The organism is Ureibacillus acetophenoni (assembly GCF_900220965.1).
GTDB classification, from domain to species: domain Bacteria; phylum Bacillota; class Bacilli; order Bacillales_A; family Planococcaceae; genus Ureibacillus; species Ureibacillus acetophenoni.
On record NZ_OBQC01000001.1, the window covers coordinates 175,217 to 193,001 of the forward strand.

13 protein-coding genes are annotated in these 17,785 nt (G+C 34.7%); 7 read left to right on the forward strand and 6 right to left on the reverse strand.

What is annotated here, in order from left to right; all coding sequences use genetic code 11:
* The first annotated feature begins 5 nt into the window (after positions 1-5).
* Positions 6-587 carry a hypothetical protein gene (locus CRO45_RS00730; protein ID WP_097147712.1) on the forward strand — a complete coding sequence of 194 codons (582 nt, stop codon included), beginning with the start codon at positions 6-8 and terminating at the stop codon, positions 585-587.
* Here the strand turns inward: CRO45_RS00730 and CRO45_RS00735 are convergent.
* Together CRO45_RS00735 and CRO45_RS00740 are read right to left on the reverse strand one after the other, a co-directional pair.
* Positions 568-1,782, reverse strand: coding sequence for a DHHW family protein (locus CRO45_RS00735; protein WP_097147713.1), 1,215 nt, complete (start codon positions 1,780-1,782; stop codon positions 568-570). The two genes, CRO45_RS00730 and CRO45_RS00735, sit on opposite strands and share 20 nt — an antisense overlap.
* Positions 1,783-2,338: 556 nt before the next feature.
* Positions 2,339-3,547: an acyltransferase gene (locus tag CRO45_RS00740; protein WP_097147714.1), complete on the reverse strand. Its 1,209-nt coding sequence runs from the start codon at positions 3,545-3,547 to the stop codon at positions 2,339-2,341.
* Positions 3,548-3,630: 83 nt separating this feature from the next.
* Between CRO45_RS00740 and CRO45_RS00745 the strand changes: the two genes are divergently transcribed.
* Positions 3,631-5,508 (forward strand): FAD-dependent oxidoreductase, encoded by a 1,878-nt coding sequence (locus CRO45_RS00745; protein ID WP_097147715.1) that lies wholly within the window; start codon positions 3,631-3,633, stop codon positions 5,506-5,508.
* A gap of 743 nt (positions 5,509-6,251) precedes the next feature.
* On the opposite strand, the gene CRO45_RS00750 is transcribed toward CRO45_RS00745, so the two are convergent.
* Positions 6,252-7,973, reverse strand: a complete 1,722-nt coding sequence (locus CRO45_RS00750) for an LTA synthase family protein (RefSeq protein ID WP_141400309.1) — start codon at positions 7,971-7,973, stop codon at positions 6,252-6,254.
* Positions 7,974-8,646: 673 nt separating this feature from the next.
* On the opposite strand from CRO45_RS00750, the gene CRO45_RS00755 reads away from it, so the two are divergent.
* Positions 8,647-9,237, forward strand: coding sequence for a TetR/AcrR family transcriptional regulator (locus CRO45_RS00755; protein WP_097147717.1), 591 nt, complete (start codon positions 8,647-8,649; stop codon positions 9,235-9,237).
* Positions 9,238-9,334: 97 nt separating this feature from the next.
* Here the strand turns inward: CRO45_RS00755 and CRO45_RS00760 are convergent, their stop codons facing one another.
* The gene (locus CRO45_RS00760; RefSeq protein WP_097147718.1) at positions 9,335-10,723 is read right to left on the reverse strand and encodes a S41 family peptidase; all 1,389 of its coding nucleotides are present in this window, start codon (positions 10,721-10,723) and stop codon (positions 9,335-9,337) included.
* 286 nt (positions 10,724-11,009) lie between these two features.
* On the opposite strand from CRO45_RS00760, the gene CRO45_RS00765 reads away from it, so the two are divergent.
* The 4 genes from CRO45_RS00765 to CRO45_RS00780 all read left to right on the forward strand — a co-directional run bounded on the left by CRO45_RS00765 (position 11,010) and on the right by CRO45_RS00780 (position 15,034).
* On the forward strand, positions 11,010-12,113 hold the full coding sequence (locus tag CRO45_RS00765; protein ID WP_170949373.1) for a CAP and S-layer homology domain-containing protein: 1,104 nt from the start codon (positions 11,010-11,012) through the stop codon (positions 12,111-12,113).
* A 340-nt stretch (positions 12,114-12,453) separates the two neighbouring features.
* On the forward strand, positions 12,454-13,359 hold the full coding sequence (locus CRO45_RS00770; protein WP_097148079.1) for a C40 family peptidase: 906 nt from the start codon (positions 12,454-12,456) through the stop codon (positions 13,357-13,359).
* 415 nt (positions 13,360-13,774) lie between these two features.
* Positions 13,775-14,695 carry a C40 family peptidase gene (locus CRO45_RS00775; RefSeq protein ID WP_097147720.1) on the forward strand — a complete coding sequence of 307 codons (921 nt, stop codon included), beginning with the start codon at positions 13,775-13,777 and terminating at the stop codon, positions 14,693-14,695.
* A gap of 75 nt (positions 14,696-14,770) precedes the next feature.
* On the forward strand, positions 14,771-15,034 hold the full coding sequence (locus CRO45_RS00780) for a hypothetical protein (protein ID WP_097147721.1): 264 nt from the start codon (positions 14,771-14,773) through the stop codon (positions 15,032-15,034).
* 304 nt (positions 15,035-15,338) lie between these two features.
* Here CRO45_RS00780 and CRO45_RS00785 read toward each other — a convergent pair whose 3' ends face one another.
* On the reverse strand, positions 15,339-16,298 hold the full coding sequence (locus tag CRO45_RS00785) for an LCP family glycopolymer transferase (RefSeq protein ID WP_235864497.1): 960 nt from the start codon (positions 16,296-16,298) through the stop codon (positions 15,339-15,341).
* A gap of 69 nt (positions 16,299-16,367) precedes the next feature.
* The gene (gene brnQ, locus CRO45_RS00790; RefSeq protein ID WP_097147722.1) at positions 16,368-17,702 is read right to left on the reverse strand and encodes a branched-chain amino acid transport system II carrier protein; all 1,335 of its coding nucleotides are present in this window, start codon (positions 17,700-17,702) and stop codon (positions 16,368-16,370) included.
* Positions 17,703-17,785 lie beyond the last annotated feature (83 nt).

The window sequence follows — 17,785 nt, forward strand, 5'->3', positions numbered from 1 at the left end:
AGTAGATGGATGGCGAGACACTTGTCTCGCCGTTTTTTTTGTGTATTTTTGGATTGGGGTTGGTGATTCTGCAGTTTGTGGAGCAAGATCGGGAATTCACCCGTAAACTGGTGAAACTCGCGCGTAAACTTGTGGAAATCGCACTTAAACTAGCTGAACTCGCCCGTAAGTATTGCGAATTCGCCCATAAAGTAAAACTCGCTCGTAAAGGTAAGAAAACCGCCCGTAAACCGGTGAAATACGCCCGTAAATATATCAGAATCGCCCGTAAGTATTGCGAATTCGCCCATAAGCTAAAATTCGCACGTAAAGGTAAGAAAACCGCCCGTAAACCGGTGAAACTAGCACATAAACAATCAAAAACCGCCCGTAAGCATGAAGAATACGCCCATAAGCTAAATTTCGCACGTAAAGATAAGAAAACTGCCCGTAAACCGATGAAACTCGCACATGATCAATCAAAACTCGCCTGTAAGTATGAAGAATACGCCCATAAATTAAAACTCAGATATTTACAAAACACTAAAAAAGGTGTACAAAAGTCGCTAACTTTTGTACACCCGTTTTTCATTGTAATTCTAACTTAAAATCATACATACTTGGGAAAATCGTAATATCATTGTATAAGAACACAATCATATCAAAATCGTTTGCTTCAATATAGTCAAACAAAGAACGGTCTAGATTATATCGCATATCGTAAAATGTTGTTTGATAAAAATGTTGAGATAACAACATCGTTAATGGATTCGCATAGGAATCTTTAACGAAAAGTACTTTTGAATTTTCGTCAATTTTCGCAGGATTGATAATGTTAATTTCTCGATGGTCTCCAGTGAAGACCCCTGCATACTCAAGGTATTCTAATCCTTTATTGACATCTTTACCGTAAATTTGTTGATAAGAAACTTTTAAATCCTCACGAATTTCACCTGCATACACTTCAAGTTCATTATAATCGAAATTGATCGGCGTCATAGTACAAGCGACATCAGTTGTCGGAACACTTGCGTACAATTGCTTATTATAACTTCCTAAAAAGTGTTCTTCGGGGAAACATTGTTTTTCGAAATGGTCGGCAGTTACTGCAAGTTCATCAAAATATTGTGAGTGTTGATTGAACGTATCAATAATCGTTTGATAGCCTGCAAATGCGCCGTCAATGTTCCAGTGGTGGTCCGTTTGGAAGTATAGTTCTTTAATTTCATCTTGTGAATATTGAGCACGGAATTGATCTTCAATATTCGTGTAGATTAAATATTCTTTCGGAATTGTCTCGGCAAAGTAGTCTTTATTTAGTTTCTCATTACCACTTTTAATATAATCCGGATAAGGTTCCTCTAATAGAATCGAACGTTCTGGCAGAGAAAAGAAGTAAAATTCGATATTCTTTTCCTTTGTGTAATTTTCGAGTTCTTTAAGATAAGCCATAGATTGGTCGATACTTGAATAAGCAGTGTATGCCATAGGCTTTGGATAAATCCAATTATCATTCGCAACGTAATGATTTAAATAATAAGTTTGGTTCGTTAGCTTTTGATAGTTCATGTAGCTGCTTACCCAAACGTCCCTAGCAGCGAACTGGTCGGTAAAATACGTTTCAAATCCTTTAGAAAATTCACCGTTCATGACCGAACTAGCTGTCACTGGTGGTTTTTGTGCAAGAGCACGGTTTTCGTAGAAGGATACTGGCTTGTCCGTACTGACCACGACATAAGCACCTACCACAAAAATAAATCCTAAAAATATAATCATTAACAAATAATTTCCAAATTTCTTCAATCAATCGCCCCATTTATAACAACAAATATAACTCCTCAATCTATAGTATAAAATTTCACGTAAAAATGAAAGCATTCAATATAGTGACAGGTACCCACACAATTCAGAATTATTCGGGTACCAGGTACACACACAATTTGGAAACAATTCAGAATCTTTCGGGTGCCAGGTACACACACAATTCGGAAACAATTCAGAATCTTTCGGGTACCAGGTACACACACAATTCGGAAACAATTCAGAATCTTTCGGGTACCAGGTACACACACAATTCAAAAACAATTCAGAATCTTTTGGGTACCAGGTACACACACAATTCAGAAACAATTCAGAATCTTTCGGGTACCAGTTACACACACAATTCGGAAACAATTCAGAATCTTTCGGGTACCAGGTACACACACAATTCAAAAACAATTCAGAATCTTTTGGGTACCAGGTACACATACAATTCAGAAACAATTCAGAATCTTTTGGGTACCAGGTACACACACAATTCTCACACAATTTGGAATGAAAAAGAACTTCCCGCCTGAGCGGGAAGTTCGAGTTGGATTTATTTGTAAACTAGTTCTTTTGTTTTGGTCTCTTCAGAGCTTGGTAAATCAATGCTAGGTTCAGTTGCTTCTGATTTTATTGGCATCTTTTTAGGTCCGGCACCAAAGATTATCCATGACCATTTGAAATGTTTCATGACTAAGTGGACTACTAACCATGAAACAAACAAGCTAAGTAGGAAGCCGGCAACAATGGAAAGGTGATAAAGGATCGGTTTTCCATATGTCGGTATAAATTGATGAGCATAGTTTAAAATGAGTAAATGAATTAAGTAAACACCAAAGGATACAACCCCTAGGTGCATCAAGGTATTAACAACTTTTGGTCGGAACACTCGATAGATTACAAATGAAGCTTGTAGTAGAACAATGGCCGATAAAATTGTATGCAAGTTCCATACTAATTCAAATATTAAAGAATTTAAATAAAACCCATAAACGGTTCTACTAAAATAGTTAATTGTGACATTAATACTAGAAATGACAATCCATGATAGCCATAGTGAAATTGTGAGCCACCCTATTTTTGTTGTGAATAACTGATTTCGTTTAACGGTAAGGAATGCTTTAATTCGATCAAAATAAACCCCAAAGAAAATCCCCATAAAATAAAAACTAAAATAAGAGATTGCTAGATTGCCTTTATCTAATTGGAAATAATATTTGTTCAAAATGACAAAAATCCATTGTAAAGCAAATCCAATCCAAAACGTATGTTTCACTAATTTTGGATAACGCTTGAACACTAGTAAAAGGATTGGGAATAAAATATAGAATTGAATGCTTATAAAAACAAAATATAAGTGAGCTGCCGCTTTCCCTTGAGAAAGTTGGTAAAGAAATTCACTTACTATTTCACTCGTTGTTAAAATGGGAGCAAAAATATGGTAACTGTTAATATAAAAGTAAACGATCGTAAACAAAACATAAGGCAGGATAATATATAAAAATCGCTTCTTATAAAAATTTCCGATTAAACTTGCTGTAGTTGGTCGATGATAATATGAGTAAAAAAGTACAAAACTACTTAGAAAGATGAACGTTGTTGTACCAATACGAAAGAATGTATTACCAAAACTATAAACGCCATATAATGTCGAAGTGTTACTAAGTTCCGCGAAAGTGTACGAAGTAGCGTGAACAATTAGTACACCTAAGATTGCTAACGCTCTCGTTATATATAATTCATTTAATTGTGCTTTTTTCATTAGTATCACCTCGTTTAATAATATCAATTTACATGGTAGAATAGAAGATAGTTTGCGTCAAATGATAGATTATGGAGGAAATTATGTCGAAAAGTAAAATATTCCTAATAATTACAGCATTCGTTTTTGTATTTGCAGTAGGCTTTGTCGGATTTTATGTTTACAAAAACTTAAAAGATCCAGTTGTTACCTCAGAGCCAATACCTTATGAGAAACCGGATGCAGTAAGTGAGTTTAATGAAGAATACGATGTCATCGTAATTGGTGGAGAACCAGAAGGTGTAGCAGCTGCTGTTTCTGCTGCGAGAAATGGTGCGAAGACATTATTAATTGAAAGTCGTGCAGAGCTTGGTGGTTTATTTACATATGGAATGTTAAATTTCTTAGATATTCCACAAGGTGAAGATGGAAAATCAGTAAGCCGCGGGATATACGAAGAGTGGCATGCACTTGTTGGTGGCGGCAATGCTTTTGGAATTGAACAAGCAAAAGCTGCTTTTAAGAAGTTAGTTGATGAGGAAAAGAATCTTACATTATCAGCGAATACTGAAGTGATGGAACCCATCATGGAAGGTAATACTGTGATTGGTGTAAAAGTAAAAAATGAACACGGTGAATTTAAAATTAGCGGGAAAGCGTTTATCGATGCTACACAAGATGCTGAATTTGCAGCAATGTCAAAGGTTCCATACTTTGTAGGTGGAGAAGACATTGGCATTAAAGACAAAAAGATGGCCGTTACGTTAATGATTCATTTAAATGATGTAAATTGGGACAGAGTAAGAGAAACAGCGAAGTCAGAAAAATTTGGTCCAGCTGAAGTAACAAATTCTGTTGCATGGGGATTCTCAGATTTACATTATGATTATCAACCAGTCGAAGAAAATACACGTTTACGTGGCTTAAACTTAGTGAAAATTGACAACGATTATTATATTAACGCGTTACAAATTTTCGGAATTAATGGACTAGACTCAGAATCGAAAAAAGAAGCGATTGAAAAAGGGAAGCGTGAAACAGAGCATATTTTAGCTTACTTACAAAAAGAATTCCCTGGCTTTGAAGATGCAAAAATTGCAAGTTTCCCAACAGAGTTATACGTACGTGAAACAAGACATATTTGGGCAGAATACCAACTTTCAATGGCGGACGTTTGGACGAACCGAGATCATTGGGATAACATCGGTTACGGCGCTTATCCAGTAGATGTACAAGCACAAACACCACAAGATTATGGTTATGTTTTATCTGATCCTAAGCAATATGCAATTCCATTTAGATCGTTAGTACCAAAAGAAATTGAAGGCTTACTAGTTGTTGGTCGTTCGGCAGGATTTTCGTCTTTAGCTGCTGGTAGTGCTCGTGTCGTTCCAACAGGGATGGTTACTGGTGAAGCAGCAGGTGTTGCCGCAACGATTGCAATCGGTCACGATATCTCATTTAGAGAATTAAGTCAGGACGAAGGTCAAATCGAATATTTACGTACTTTATTAACTGAACAAGGTGCGTTTGTTGAACATAAAGAGTCAACTTATCCATACCAAGGTGAATGGTTTGATGAATCAGTTCAAACATTAATTAACTACGGACTTGTAGTTGGTGGATATACAAATGATTTAAGAGTAGATGAAGCGTCTACAAGACATAGTTTTATTAACATGCTAAAAGGTGCGATTGAACGTGCAAATCCGGGAATTGATGATGCATTCGGTACGAAGTTAACGGGAATCCATGCAACTGAATTCGCGAAAGAGAACGGACCTCTGATGCTTGAAGATGTGACAGCAGTTCTAACAGAGTTATTTATTGAAAACGCGGGCACGCCAAGCTGGCAAGGCTTAATCGATGCGAACATTATTAGTGCGGACGTTGCTTCAAATATCTCTTCAGATAATCATGAACTAACATTCAAAGAAATGTACGCAATCTGCGCGGAAGTTATTGAGTATGTGAAACAATAGTAATTATGGAAGAGCCACAAATCGTGATGATTTGTGGTTTTTTTGTGGAGATTAGATGTGATGCATTTTTTAAGCGTTCAATAGGACAAAACGGAGATAAAATCAAAAGAAGTGTCTTATATAGGCGTTCTAAAGGACAAAACAGAGGAGAATTCTAGAAGAAATGTCTTTTATAGGTGTTCTAAAGGACAAAACCGAGGTGAAATCTGAAAGAAATGTCTTTAATAAGCGTTCTAAAGGACAAAACGGAGATAAAATCTGAAAGAAATGTCTTTAATAAGCGTTCTAAAGGACAAAACGGAGATAAAATCTGAAAGAAATGTCTTTAATAGGTGTTCTAAAGGACAAAACGGAGATAAAATCTGAAAGAAATGTCTTTAATAGGTGTTCTAAAGGACAAAACCAAGGTGAAATCTGAAAGAAATGTCTTTAATAAGCGTTCTAAAGGACAAAACGGAGATAAAATCTGAAAGAAATGTCTTTAATGAGTGTTCTAAGGGACAGAACAGAGGAGAATTCTAGAAGAAGTGTCCTTTATAGGTGTTCTAAAGGACAAAACTGAGGTGAAATCTGAAAGAAATGTCTTTAATAAGCGCTCTAAAGGATAAAACATGGAAGAAATCTAGAACAAATGTCTTCTAAGACTAGTTGTTTTGAAGAAATTGGTTTCACCTAGTACCGAATTTCGTAAAACTTCAAAGAAAAAAGTGCCTGCTAGTAGCAAGCACTTTCACTTCAACAACCTAATTCCGCTCCAACATCTCCGAATGCTCACGCTTCGGTAAACTATTCATATACAAATCAGAATACTTCATGAGCTTTAAGATTCGATCATAATCTTCTTCAAAAGCTGAGTAGTCTCTAATTCGTCCATTAGTATAAACATCATAAGCATCTCCATCCTCAAACTCTTCTTTTGGTTTAAAGGATATTTCGTTATTAAAGAAGGAACCGATTGGCATGTAATATCGCATTCCCAATAAATTATCAGGATGGTTAACTAAATCCTGTCCGAAGTGAACAAAGTTATCTAATGATAAGTTCAACATGTTCGCCACGGTTGGTAGAATATCAATTTGACCACCAATTGTATTAATGATTTCACCATAGGATTGATCTCCTACGGCTACAATAAACGGAATGTTAAATTGATCGTGGTAATGATATTCATGTCCAATTAAATCATTTAACAGACTTATGTCATTTTCTGTTACGCTCGTAGGATGTAATCCAAAGTGATCGCCGTAAACAATCAAGATTGTATCTTCCCACATGCCTTCATCTTTTAAATCCTGAACAAACTTTCCTAAAGCAAAGTCTGCGTAGTTCACAGATTTCAAGTAATTTCCAACAATACTACCATCAAATTTAGATGGAAGGGTAATTACTTCTTTTGTATCTGGAATTTTAAATGGATGATGACTTGATAAAGTAACAAATTGGCCATAAAAGTTTTGGCCTTGTTCATGCATCTTTTTCAATTCCGGTACTAGTTTTGAGTATAGAACTTCGTCAGAAGGTCCGATGCTAATGACATCTTCTTGGCCAAAGAACTTAATATCATAGTATTTATCAAAGCCTAACGCCGGATATAAATTTTCCCGGTTCCAAAACGATACATCGTTTGCGTGAGCAGTGAAGCTCGTATAGCCTAGCTTATTCAACAGTTTTGGTAAACTTGGGATAGCCCGATCTGAGAAAGATTCAGATGTCGCTGTCCAAGCATTTGGATATAGTGATGTGTTAAAGATAAATTCAGCATCTGACGTATTTCCAGGTCCGATTTGCTGATAAACATTCGGGAAGTAAATACTATCTTTTAATAATTCATTTAAGTATGGCGTTACTTCTTGGCCATCGATCTCTAAACCAATCGTGAAGTCCTGTAATGCCTCCACTTGAACAGAAATGACATTTTTTCCTTCCGCAATCCCTGCAAATTTTAATTGCTCCTCAGGAATAACAGAAACTTCTTTTAAATCCGCAATCGAATCCGGCAACATAGCAAGTTCATCCGGTGTCAATGAATTTTGATTTGCATTTTTATTAATCACTGCAAACACTTGATAGTTAAAAATCCCTTGCTTTTCTGCTGCAATGACAGAATCCGCAATCTGTTCACCTTTGTGCATCAATAAGTTTGTGCTAATTAATGCTATCCCAACTATAATCGTTCCGAGAATAAATTTAATGCTTTTATTACCGTCGTTAAGTTGAGAAAATCTCTTTTTCACAAAAACAAAAACGATTAAAAGTAAAAAGTCTATAAATAAAAGCAAATAAATCGGATTAAATAATGAAAGAACACTTTCTTGAACCGTACCTACTTGATTGATAAGACCAAAGGCGTAAACTGTCGCAATATAGCCATAGTAGTTTTTATAAAGTATGACAGCCAGCAATAAAATCGATACAATCAAATCGATTATGACATACAGAATAAACTTAACTCTTTCTGATTTCATTAACTCAATTAATCCAAAAATAATTAAGAAATACCCAATCTCAACGAAAAACGTTTGAAATATATTAAAACTATCAAATAATAGGATCCTTACAAAGAATAGTTTTAAAAGGAAAATAATTGAGAAAATAAAAAAAAGGTGATGTTTCTTTAAACTATTAATGAATGACAAATATATTCACCTCATGTATTGTAAATATTCAGTTAAAAATATTAAGTACATATTAACTTAATTTTAGTAGTTTGTAAATTTGGGAATCACTTTGCTCGATAATGCTAATTATTTAATTTTCAATTAGTGAAATGGTAGAATGAATTAATTGTGTTTTCAGAAAAATATTCTCAAGAGAAACATCATATCAAACACGAATAAATTACCTATTACAAATTACCTATAAGACTGTAATTATTTATGATCGATATAAATCAAAGAACTCATATATTTTATAAATAACGCTTCGGAATAAATTTAATATGAGCCTACTAGCGTGTTTTGTGAATAGCTTTTGTTCTTTTTATGAGAAAAATACTATAATTATGTGCAGTGTTTGTCGATTATGTAAAATATTCCTTTTTCCTAGGCATATTTTTAGATTTTATAAAATCATAGGGTATAATATACTTATTATTATAGAAAAATAAGAGATACATATTTTTTAATAAGGCGGGAAATTATGGCTAGAGGAAGAAAAGTGAATTCAAGTGGCGAAAGAAGTATGAAGCTCTTAAGGGAAAAAGCAATTGAACTATTTTCTGAGAATGGATATTTCCAAACGAAAATTAGTGATATTGTTAAGGCTGCACATGTAACACAGCCAACATACTATTTATACTTTGAAAGTAAAGAGGCATTATATAAAGATCTTTTAAAGGAATTTCATACAAATCTTGAACAAATTATTGACGAAACAGTGAGCGAGTATCAACAGCTTCAAGATAGTAAGCAAACGTTTCAAGTAATTTTATCTAGACTATTTACTTATTTTGCTACTAACCCACATTTGGCGAAAATTGGGTTAAATGAATCGAATGTGGAATTTGTTACAGAAGTACTACCACAAAAATTTAAATCGATTTTAGAAAACGATTTAAAATCGTTACAAAAACAAGATGTATCCATACACATCTTAATTCAAAGTTTAATAGGTTCAATAGAAAGATTAACACTATCTTCACTTCTACTAGAGAACACGAATCCTGAACAATTAGCTGAAGAGCTTGTGACAATTTATTTTGCAAAAGAAGACGCCGTTGTTACGGCTTAATAAAAGAAAACCTGCTAGAGTATCATCTACCAACAATGAAGGTAGATTAAATTTCTAGCAGGTTTTTACTATTTACATAGTGTAAATATATTCAACATTAATTACCATTATTCGATTGAACTGTTGTCTTTAAATAGTAACCACTCTTCAAGTTTCTTCCATCCGTATCTTGGATTGTAGGATGGATTAATAAAATATATTGTGAACCAGGTTGTAGTGGATTTTTTGGGGTAACGACAATATGCTTACCATCCTCACTTAGTGTAGGTGTAATCTCTACTGGATCCCCACCTAATTTAACTAGTTCAATTGCATTCGGATCATTAGGCAGTTGGACTGGTTTGGTAAAGTTAATAGTAAACTTTTTAGTTGTCGGCACGTTTAATAAATCATTAAGTTTCGCGTAACCTTGCAAATGTTCCACAATACTATCATAGTGCGCTAAGTAAACAGGATTTGATTCGGTAAGTTTGTGTGGTTTTACGCCAATATTATTTACAACAGTGTCGTTTGGACCGTAAAACTCACCAACAGTTAACTTTAAGTAACTCCCATCACTTAGTTGATAGAATGATTGCATTGATCCTTTACCGTAAGTTTGTTCACCGTAAAGAATGCCTGCATTTTGATCAAGTAATGCAGCTGCTGTCATTTCTGAAGCACTTGCGCTAAATCGATTTACTAGCACTCTAGTATTCTCTGGGAATTGAATAGCTTGATATGAAGCTGGTGCTGTATATATACCTTCAGAAATTCTTAGTTTATAGGCATTTTTTGCCCCAGGGAATAATCCGATAATATCTTCTGCTGTAGAAACATAGCCCCCGCCGTTATTTTGTAAATCTAATATAAATGAAGTAGCACCTTTTGAAACTAAAGATTGATAGGCTTCTTTTACCTCTGAAACTCCATTTGAACTATAGGAATTGAGTTGGATATACCCAACATTTCCATATAATAATTTAGTAGAAACATTTTCAACTGAAAAAGGCTTTCTCGGAATGGTAACATTTTTTGTAGTTCCATCTTTTTTTAATAGAGTCAAAGAAACAATCGTACCTTCTGCTCCAGTTATTAAAGATGAGGCATGTTCTATAGTCAAATCTTTTGTAGGTTGCCCATTGACCTCAGTTATAATATCCCCAACTTCAACCTCTCCACCTTTAGATGCACTTCCATTTTTAACTACATCTAAAATTAAAATCCCTTTTTCATGCTTTTCAATAACAACCCCAATTCCGACTGTCGTATTATCTATTGAATTTACAAAGGATTCATATTCTTCTTTTGTAAAGTAAGTGGAGTGTGGATCTAACATCTCCATCATTTCACTAATAGACGTGGCAGTCTCTAAGTTGCCGTTAATTTCCCCAACATAGTCATTTTCTATAATTGTTTTAACTTCATCGAGTGTTGCTGCGTAAGTATGTAGTGGCAACAACAATATGAAAAACGCTATGAAAAGAGAAGGAAAGACTTTCTTCATATGTCAACACCTCTCAATCTTTGTACTAATATTATAGTCCTTTCACATTATTTTTGATAGAAATTAGAAATATATTTTAATTTGTCGATTTATCTGTTTAAATGAATAAAGGAGTTAATATTTGGAAAAATATCATAATTTACACAATTGAAATCTAATAGTATAAATTGAGTCATGCTTGTATATATTAGAGATAAATAGATTATGAGATACATAGTTTTAGTTTATAAATGCCCCAAAGAATAAGGATTTTATGCGGAAAATATACCTGAGAGGAAGTTGCATTTTGAAAAAAATAGGTTCTTCTTTATTCGTTGTTCTATTCTTTGTATTTCAATTGTGTATGATCAATGCTTCAGCAGAAACTAAAAATGATTTGTGTAAACAAACTAATACTTCTAACGAATTTGAATTGATAAATGATATTTCTCTACATTTTTGGGGGACAAACCCTATTTTAAATGTTGTCAATCAAGGGTATATGGAAGTCTATGAAGATGGTGAATTTCTACCAAATGAAATTATTACTAGGGGAGAAGCTGCTAAAGTAATTACGAAAGTATTAGGAGTTTCATTAGATTCAGAATTCCAGTTAATTGCAGAGGATGTTTCAACTTCTCATTGTTATTTTAATGAAATAAGAAAACTGGCGGAACTAGGTATTATCCAAAATGACGATTTGATTCGTCCAGATGAACCTTTAACTAGAGCAGAAGTAGCAGTTTTGATATCACGTGCCTTTCAAGTGGAAGTAGATCAGCAAAATAAATCGACGTTTAAAGATTACAAAGACTCTTTCTGGGCAAAGCATACGATCGAATCGTTAGCAGATGTAGACATCATCCAAGGAACATCAGCAACTACGTATTCTCCAAATGATCACGTAACAAGAGCTCAATTAGCAACCTTCATAAGTAGAGCACAAGAGTTTAGTCATAAAGTGAATCATTTGGAAATTACTTACGATTATTTGTCTAAAGAGTATATCTCTACAAAAAATGAGTTCATTAACTGGGCTGATGAGGTAGTGCATTATGTCAATATTGAAAGAGAAAAATTTGGTGTGGCGCCACTGGAGCTAGATATGTTGTTAAATCAACTGGCGATTATTAAAGCGAAAGATATGGTTAAACGTCATTATTTTGAACACAAATCTCCTTATTATGGCTACCCTTGGGATTTAGCGACTTTATTTGATTATGAATATACAAGTTTGGGTGAAAATATAGCTAGAAACTTCCAAGCGCCTAAAGATGTAGTAGATGCTTGGATGGAATCTCCTTCCCATCGTGAGAATATGTTAAGGGATAGTTATACAAACATTGGAGTCGGAATTACCAAAGATGACAATGGTAACTATTATTGGGTTCAAATGTTTTCAAGTACGTAATAAGGAAACAACCGCTATTGCGCAATGTTTTATAAAATAAATTATTATCCTGTAGATATTCTTTCGAAATAATGAATAATAAATGTAATATAGTAGCGCTATATGTTACAAAAGTATTACAAGATTGAAATATTTCTTCTAAAATTTTCTTATAAAGTGCCGAATTTCTAGTATTACCAAGAAATTCGGCACTTTCTATTTTATAGTAAAAACGTTACATAATTGAAAAATAACTTCCAGGATTTTTATGATAATCTATTAATAGCTAAAGAGAGGTTACTGGAAGGAGTAGTTTAATGTGCAGAAGAAAAAATGGTTAATCCCCGTATTCGCATCTTTTATGTTATTTTCAGGGATAGGTGCTATGAATGCAGAAGCAGCATCAGTAGAAGAGCTAACTTCAACAGCTAAACAATATTTAAAGGCGCCTTATAGATATGGTGGAACTTCAATTACATCAGGAATTGATTGTTCTGCTTATACTCAATATATTTTCTCAAAGTTTGGGATCTCTTTACCACGTTCATCTTCAGAACAATTTAATGTTGGAACTTCAGTGGCAAAAAGCGATTTACAAGCTGGAGATTTAGTGTTCTTTAATACAAATGGTAGAAGTATCTCCCATGTAGGAATCTATATTGGCGATGGCAAGTTTATCTCTGCTACAACAGATGGTGGTGTTGCCATTGACTCAATTAACGATCCTTATTACTGGGGTTCAAAATATGTTGGTGCTAAGCGTGTAGCTGATTTCACTGCTGAAGAAGTAGAAGAGGCTAAGGCAGAAGTAGCGAAAGCAGAAGTGAAAAGTGTAAGTGTTGACTTTAGCATTTATACATCTCGCGGTGAAGTGGCATTGATTCTTGCTGAAACACTTGGTTTAGATACATCTGATACAAATAGTCCATTTGTTGACGTTAAACCATCTGACAAATATGCTGGTGCGGTTAACGCTCTTTATAAAAAAGGAATTTTCATTGGCGATGAACAGAAAAAATTCAACCCAGGGTCACCGATGACTCGCGGTGAGTTATCATTAGTATTAGTAAATGCTTTCGGTTTAACTCAATCAGGTGAAGCTGTCGAATTTAAAGATGTCCCAACAACTCATTGGGCACATGACTTTGTTTCGATTTTAGCTTCTAACGATATTACACAAGGAATTGGTGACGGTAAATACGGGATCGATGACTTAGTTTCAAAAGAGCAATTAAGCGAGTTTATCGAAAAGCTTACAGAAAATTAATTTAACGTAGTTCTTAACATGTAGTTCAAGCTAATCATTAATTCCTGCACAGATTGATGATTGGATCCTTTCAGAACTCTTATATATGAACGTTTCAGGGAGAAGGTTTTATACCTTCTCTTTTTATGTATATGTGGAAATTTATTGTAAATGCTAATTAATTTCCCCTGGAAGTAGTGGAAAATAATTCATAGTTTATTACGACCAAATTACAAATATGTTTGGTGAAATTGGTAAATTGTTGTTTATGCACCAATTAGCTCGAAATAGCAAGATTTTCTTATTAAACCAATTCGACGAATAGTAATAAGAATGAAAAGTTATTACTCTCTTTTCTATGATAGTCTTAGAATAGATAAAAAACAGATAACTACTAGATAACTATTAATGTTTTGATTAGAGGGAGAGAGAAGTATTGAAAAAGAAATGGCTACTACCAGTATTTGCATCATTCATGATTTTTTCTAGCCTTGGTATCAACGAAACCGAAGCTGCAAGCCCATCAGACTTAACGAAAACAGCTTTATCATACATAGGAGCACCATATAAATATGGAGGCACATCCATTACATACGGAATTGATTGTTCCGCTTATACCCAATTAGTATTTTCAAAACTAGGAGTTAACCTTGCTAGATCGTCAAGTGCACAATATGCACAAGGTACGGCAGTATCTAAAAGCAACTTACAAATTGGCGATTTAGTCTTCTTTAACACATCAGGAAGAGGAATCTCTCACGTAGGAATATACATTGGAAGCGGCAAATTTGTTTCTGCTACAACAAGTAGAGGTGTAGCAGTAGATAGCATCAATGACCCTTACTACTGGGGAAATAAATATGTTGGCGCAAAACGTGTAACTAACTTTACAAATGAGCAAGTAGAACAAGTGAAAGCTGAAACAGTAAACTTAGAACAATTTGCTTCACGCGGTGAAATTGCAGTGGAATTAGCGAAAGCCCTTGGATTAGACACTACGAATACAAATTCACCATTTCCAGATGTGAGTAGCTCGGCTGACTATGCTGGAGCTGCAACAGCATTAAACAAAATGGGCGTATTTGAAGGTAATGAAAATGGAGAATTTAATCCAAATGCACCAATTACGCGCGGTGAAATTGCAAAAGTTTTAGTCGTTGCTTTTGGTTTAAAGCAAACAGGTGATGTAGAACAATTCAATGATGTTCCATCAAATCATTGGGCATATGAACACGTGTCAATCTTATCATCAAACAAAGTAACACTTGGTGTTGGCTACGGATTGTTTGGCGTTAATGATTACGTAAGTATGGATCAAATGGATTTATTTACTGAAAGAGCGAAGAATTTAAAATAAAAGGTGAGTGTACGCTTTTTCCTGTTGAGTGTGCACGGCTACCCCCAGATTAATTCACTAAGGGAGTGAGTTGGTTTGGGGGTTTTATTATTTATAGTGATTTCGAATCTAGACAAAACTTCAGGAATTGCTGGAGACTTGTTAAGAACAGGTGATTATTTAGACAAAACTTCTGGAATTACCGGAGACTTGTCGAGAACAGGTGATTATTTAGACAAAACTTCAGGAATTGCTGGAGACTTGTCAAGAACAGGTGATTATTTAGACATAAATTCTGAAATTTCCGGAAAACTGTCAAGAAAGGGAGACTATTTAGACAAAAATCTTGGAATCATCTGAGACTTGTCAAGAAAGGGAGACTATTTAGACATTAATTCTGGAATTACCGGAGACTTGTCGAGAACAGGTAATTATTTAGACGAAAATTCTGGAATTACTGGAGTATTGTCAAGAAAGGGTGATTATCTAGACAAAAGTTCAAGATTCTCCAGTTAACTGTCGAAAATAGAGGATAACGTTTGAATAAAAAATGATTACGCAGCCTACTCAGGTAAAGTGTATTCTACTTAAGCTTACGTCTATAAAAGCTTTTCTCACATTTTATAAACGTGAATAATTCTACTTAATCTAGTTTTTATTAATCTTACATTAGTGATTTTTGAAGTACTTCACGCACATCTTGTAGCTCATCTTCATTTAAAAAATAATACCATATCCCGTCTTCTTCAATACGTCCATCGCCTTGAGAAAATTTCAAATGCTCTATATTATCTAAAGTTGACTTATAAGTACTTTGAAACTCTATCATTTCATCGAAAGTAAGATTCGTTTGCACATTTTCTCTAATTGTTTTTAATATACTTGGAGCTTGCCAGACTAAATTAAAGGACACGGCTTTATTAAAAATACTCTCCAAAACATCTCTTTGCCTCATCTGTCTTCCAAAATCACCAAGGGGGTCTTCTTTTCGCATACGTACATAGACGAGGGCTTCTTCACCGGAAAGGGTGATTGTTCCTTCTGGGAAGTGGTAATCGTCGACAGTAAAGTCCATGTCATTCACGACTTCAACTCCACCAACGATATCCACCATTTCGACAAACCCTTTCATATTGACTGAAACGACATAATCAATCGGAATATCTAATAAATTCTCAACGGTTAAAAGGGAAGTTTCGACGCCGCCAAAAGCGTAAGAGTGGTTAATTTTATCTTCAAAATCAAAACCTACAATCTCTGTATACGTATCTCTTGGAATACTTAAAATTTTCATAGCATCCTGTGCTGGATTTAATGTCAAAACAAGAATCGTATCTGCGCGGCCTTTGGATTGATCGGTGTCGATACCGAGTAGGAGAACTGTTATAGGTTTCGCTGTTTCTGTTTCATTTTGCTGCTCTTGTTGAAATGGTTGTTCATTCGAACTAACCTCGCTAATTTTATAATTATCTTCCGGAGCCTTAGAAGAGATCACTAACGGTTCGTGAATCGCGTCAAAAGTAGAACGGACTTCATTATATAGATAAATACCATAACCCGTTACAAGCAACAAAATAGAGCCAAGCACAATGAAAACTACTTTCCAGTTCATCCATTTTTTCATGAAAAAACTCCCCCATAATAAAAACTCCTCTATCTTGCAATATATGCAAAATAGAAGAGTTTCAAGATACTATTTCGTACTCATTTTTAATTGATAGCTTGATTTTGTTAATAGGTGAATCAACCATCCAACTGCAAGGGCAATAATTGCCGGAACTAACCAACCTAAGCTTTGTTCTGCTAATGGTAATGAATTGATGATCTTTCCATACCATTCAACTTTAATACCTGCTGTACTTAGTCCATCGTAAAGTCCAACGAATGCTGTAACGATTAATGGTAACGTATAAACAATTGGACGACGATCAAATAATTTATCGAACATTACTAATAACATTAAAACGATTGTAAGTGGGTAAATGAACATTAATACAGGTAACGTAATTGTGATTAAGTTCGCTAAACCAACGTTTGAAACTACGAATGCAAATAATGTGAATACAACAACTAAAAGTTTATAAGAAAGTTTCGGGAATAGCTTATTGAAGAACGTTGCATTGGCTGACACTAAGCCAATCCCTGTTGTTAAACAAGCTAAAATGATTACTGCAGATAAAATAATATTTCCGGCATTACCATAAAGAATTTGAGATGCTTGAGCAATAATACTACCGCCATCATTTAAATAACCAGTAACGCTTGGACTTGTTACACCAATGTATCCTAATGAGATATAAACGAATGCTAGTCCTAGTGCAGCGATTAATCCCGCGTTGATAGTCATTTTAACTTGTCTTGCGCGGTCTTTAATTCCTTTTGCTGCTAAAGATTGAACAATTAAAATTCCGAACACTAGTGATGCTAATACGTCTAATGTTAAATAACCTTCAGTAAATCCTTTACCAAATGCTTGTGAAGTATAAGCACCTTGAGCGTCTCCAATCGGACCAATAGGTGTAATGAATGCTTTCACTGCTAGTAGAACGATAACTAATAATAATAATGGTGTTAATACTTTACCTACACGGTCAATAATTTTGCTTGGGTTTAAGGATAAGAACAGTACGACTCCAAAGAAGATTACTGTTGTTACGAATAATGGAATCCAGCTCGCTTGAGATTCTGCCGCTACGAATGGTGCAACACCGATTTCGAAAGCTACTGCACCAGTACGAGGAAACGCAAACAGTGGCCCAATCGATAAGTAAACGACTGCAGTGAAGATAATTCCAAACGCTGGACTCACTCGACTAGCAACTTGTTGTAAATCTCCACCGTTTAATGCAACTGCGACGATTCCCATTAACGGTAACCCAACGCCAGTAATTAAAAACCCAATCATTGCCGGGATAAACTCTGATCCAGCTTGTTGTCCCAATAAAGGTGGGAATATAATATTTCCTGCTCCTAAGAATAATGCAAATAGCATAAATCCTACAGGAAGGTTTTCTTTAAAAAATTTCATATGTGATAACCTCTCTTTGTTGTAATTTTTTAAGTTGTTGAAACTTTCTGAAAATAAAGTCCCTAAAAGTTGTGTACAAGTTA

Excerpts from the sequence above, each read along its gene's own strand:
- CRO45_RS00730 (WP_097147712.1), top strand. The coding sequence starts at position 6 with ATGGATGGCGAGACACTTGTCTCGCCGTTTTTTTTGTGTATTTTTGGA.
- CRO45_RS00740 (WP_097147714.1), bottom strand. The coding sequence starts at position 3,547 with ATGAAAAAAGCACAATTAAATGAATTATATATAACGAGAGCGTTAGCA.
- CRO45_RS00745 (WP_097147715.1), top strand. The coding sequence starts at position 3,631 with ATGTCGAAAAGTAAAATATTCCTAATAATTACAGCATTCGTTTTTGTA.
- CRO45_RS00750 (WP_141400309.1), bottom strand. The coding sequence starts at position 7,973 with ATGAAATCAGAAAGAGTTAAGTTTATTCTGTATGTCATAATCGATTTG.
- CRO45_RS00755 (WP_097147717.1), top strand. The coding sequence starts at position 8,647 with ATGGCTAGAGGAAGAAAAGTGAATTCAAGTGGCGAAAGAAGTATGAAG.
- CRO45_RS00760 (WP_097147718.1), bottom strand. The coding sequence starts at position 10,723 with ATGAAGAAAGTCTTTCCTTCTCTTTTCATAGCGTTTTTCATATTGTTG.
- CRO45_RS00770 (WP_097148079.1), top strand. The coding sequence starts at position 12,454 with ATGTTATTTTCAGGGATAGGTGCTATGAATGCAGAAGCAGCATCAGTA.
- CRO45_RS00785 (WP_235864497.1), bottom strand. The coding sequence starts at position 16,298 with ATGAAAAAATGGATGAACTGGAAAGTAGTTTTCATTGTGCTTGGCTCT.
- brnQ (WP_097147722.1), bottom strand. The coding sequence starts at position 17,702 with ATGAAATTTTTTAAAGAAAACCTTCCTGTAGGATTTATGCTATTTGCA.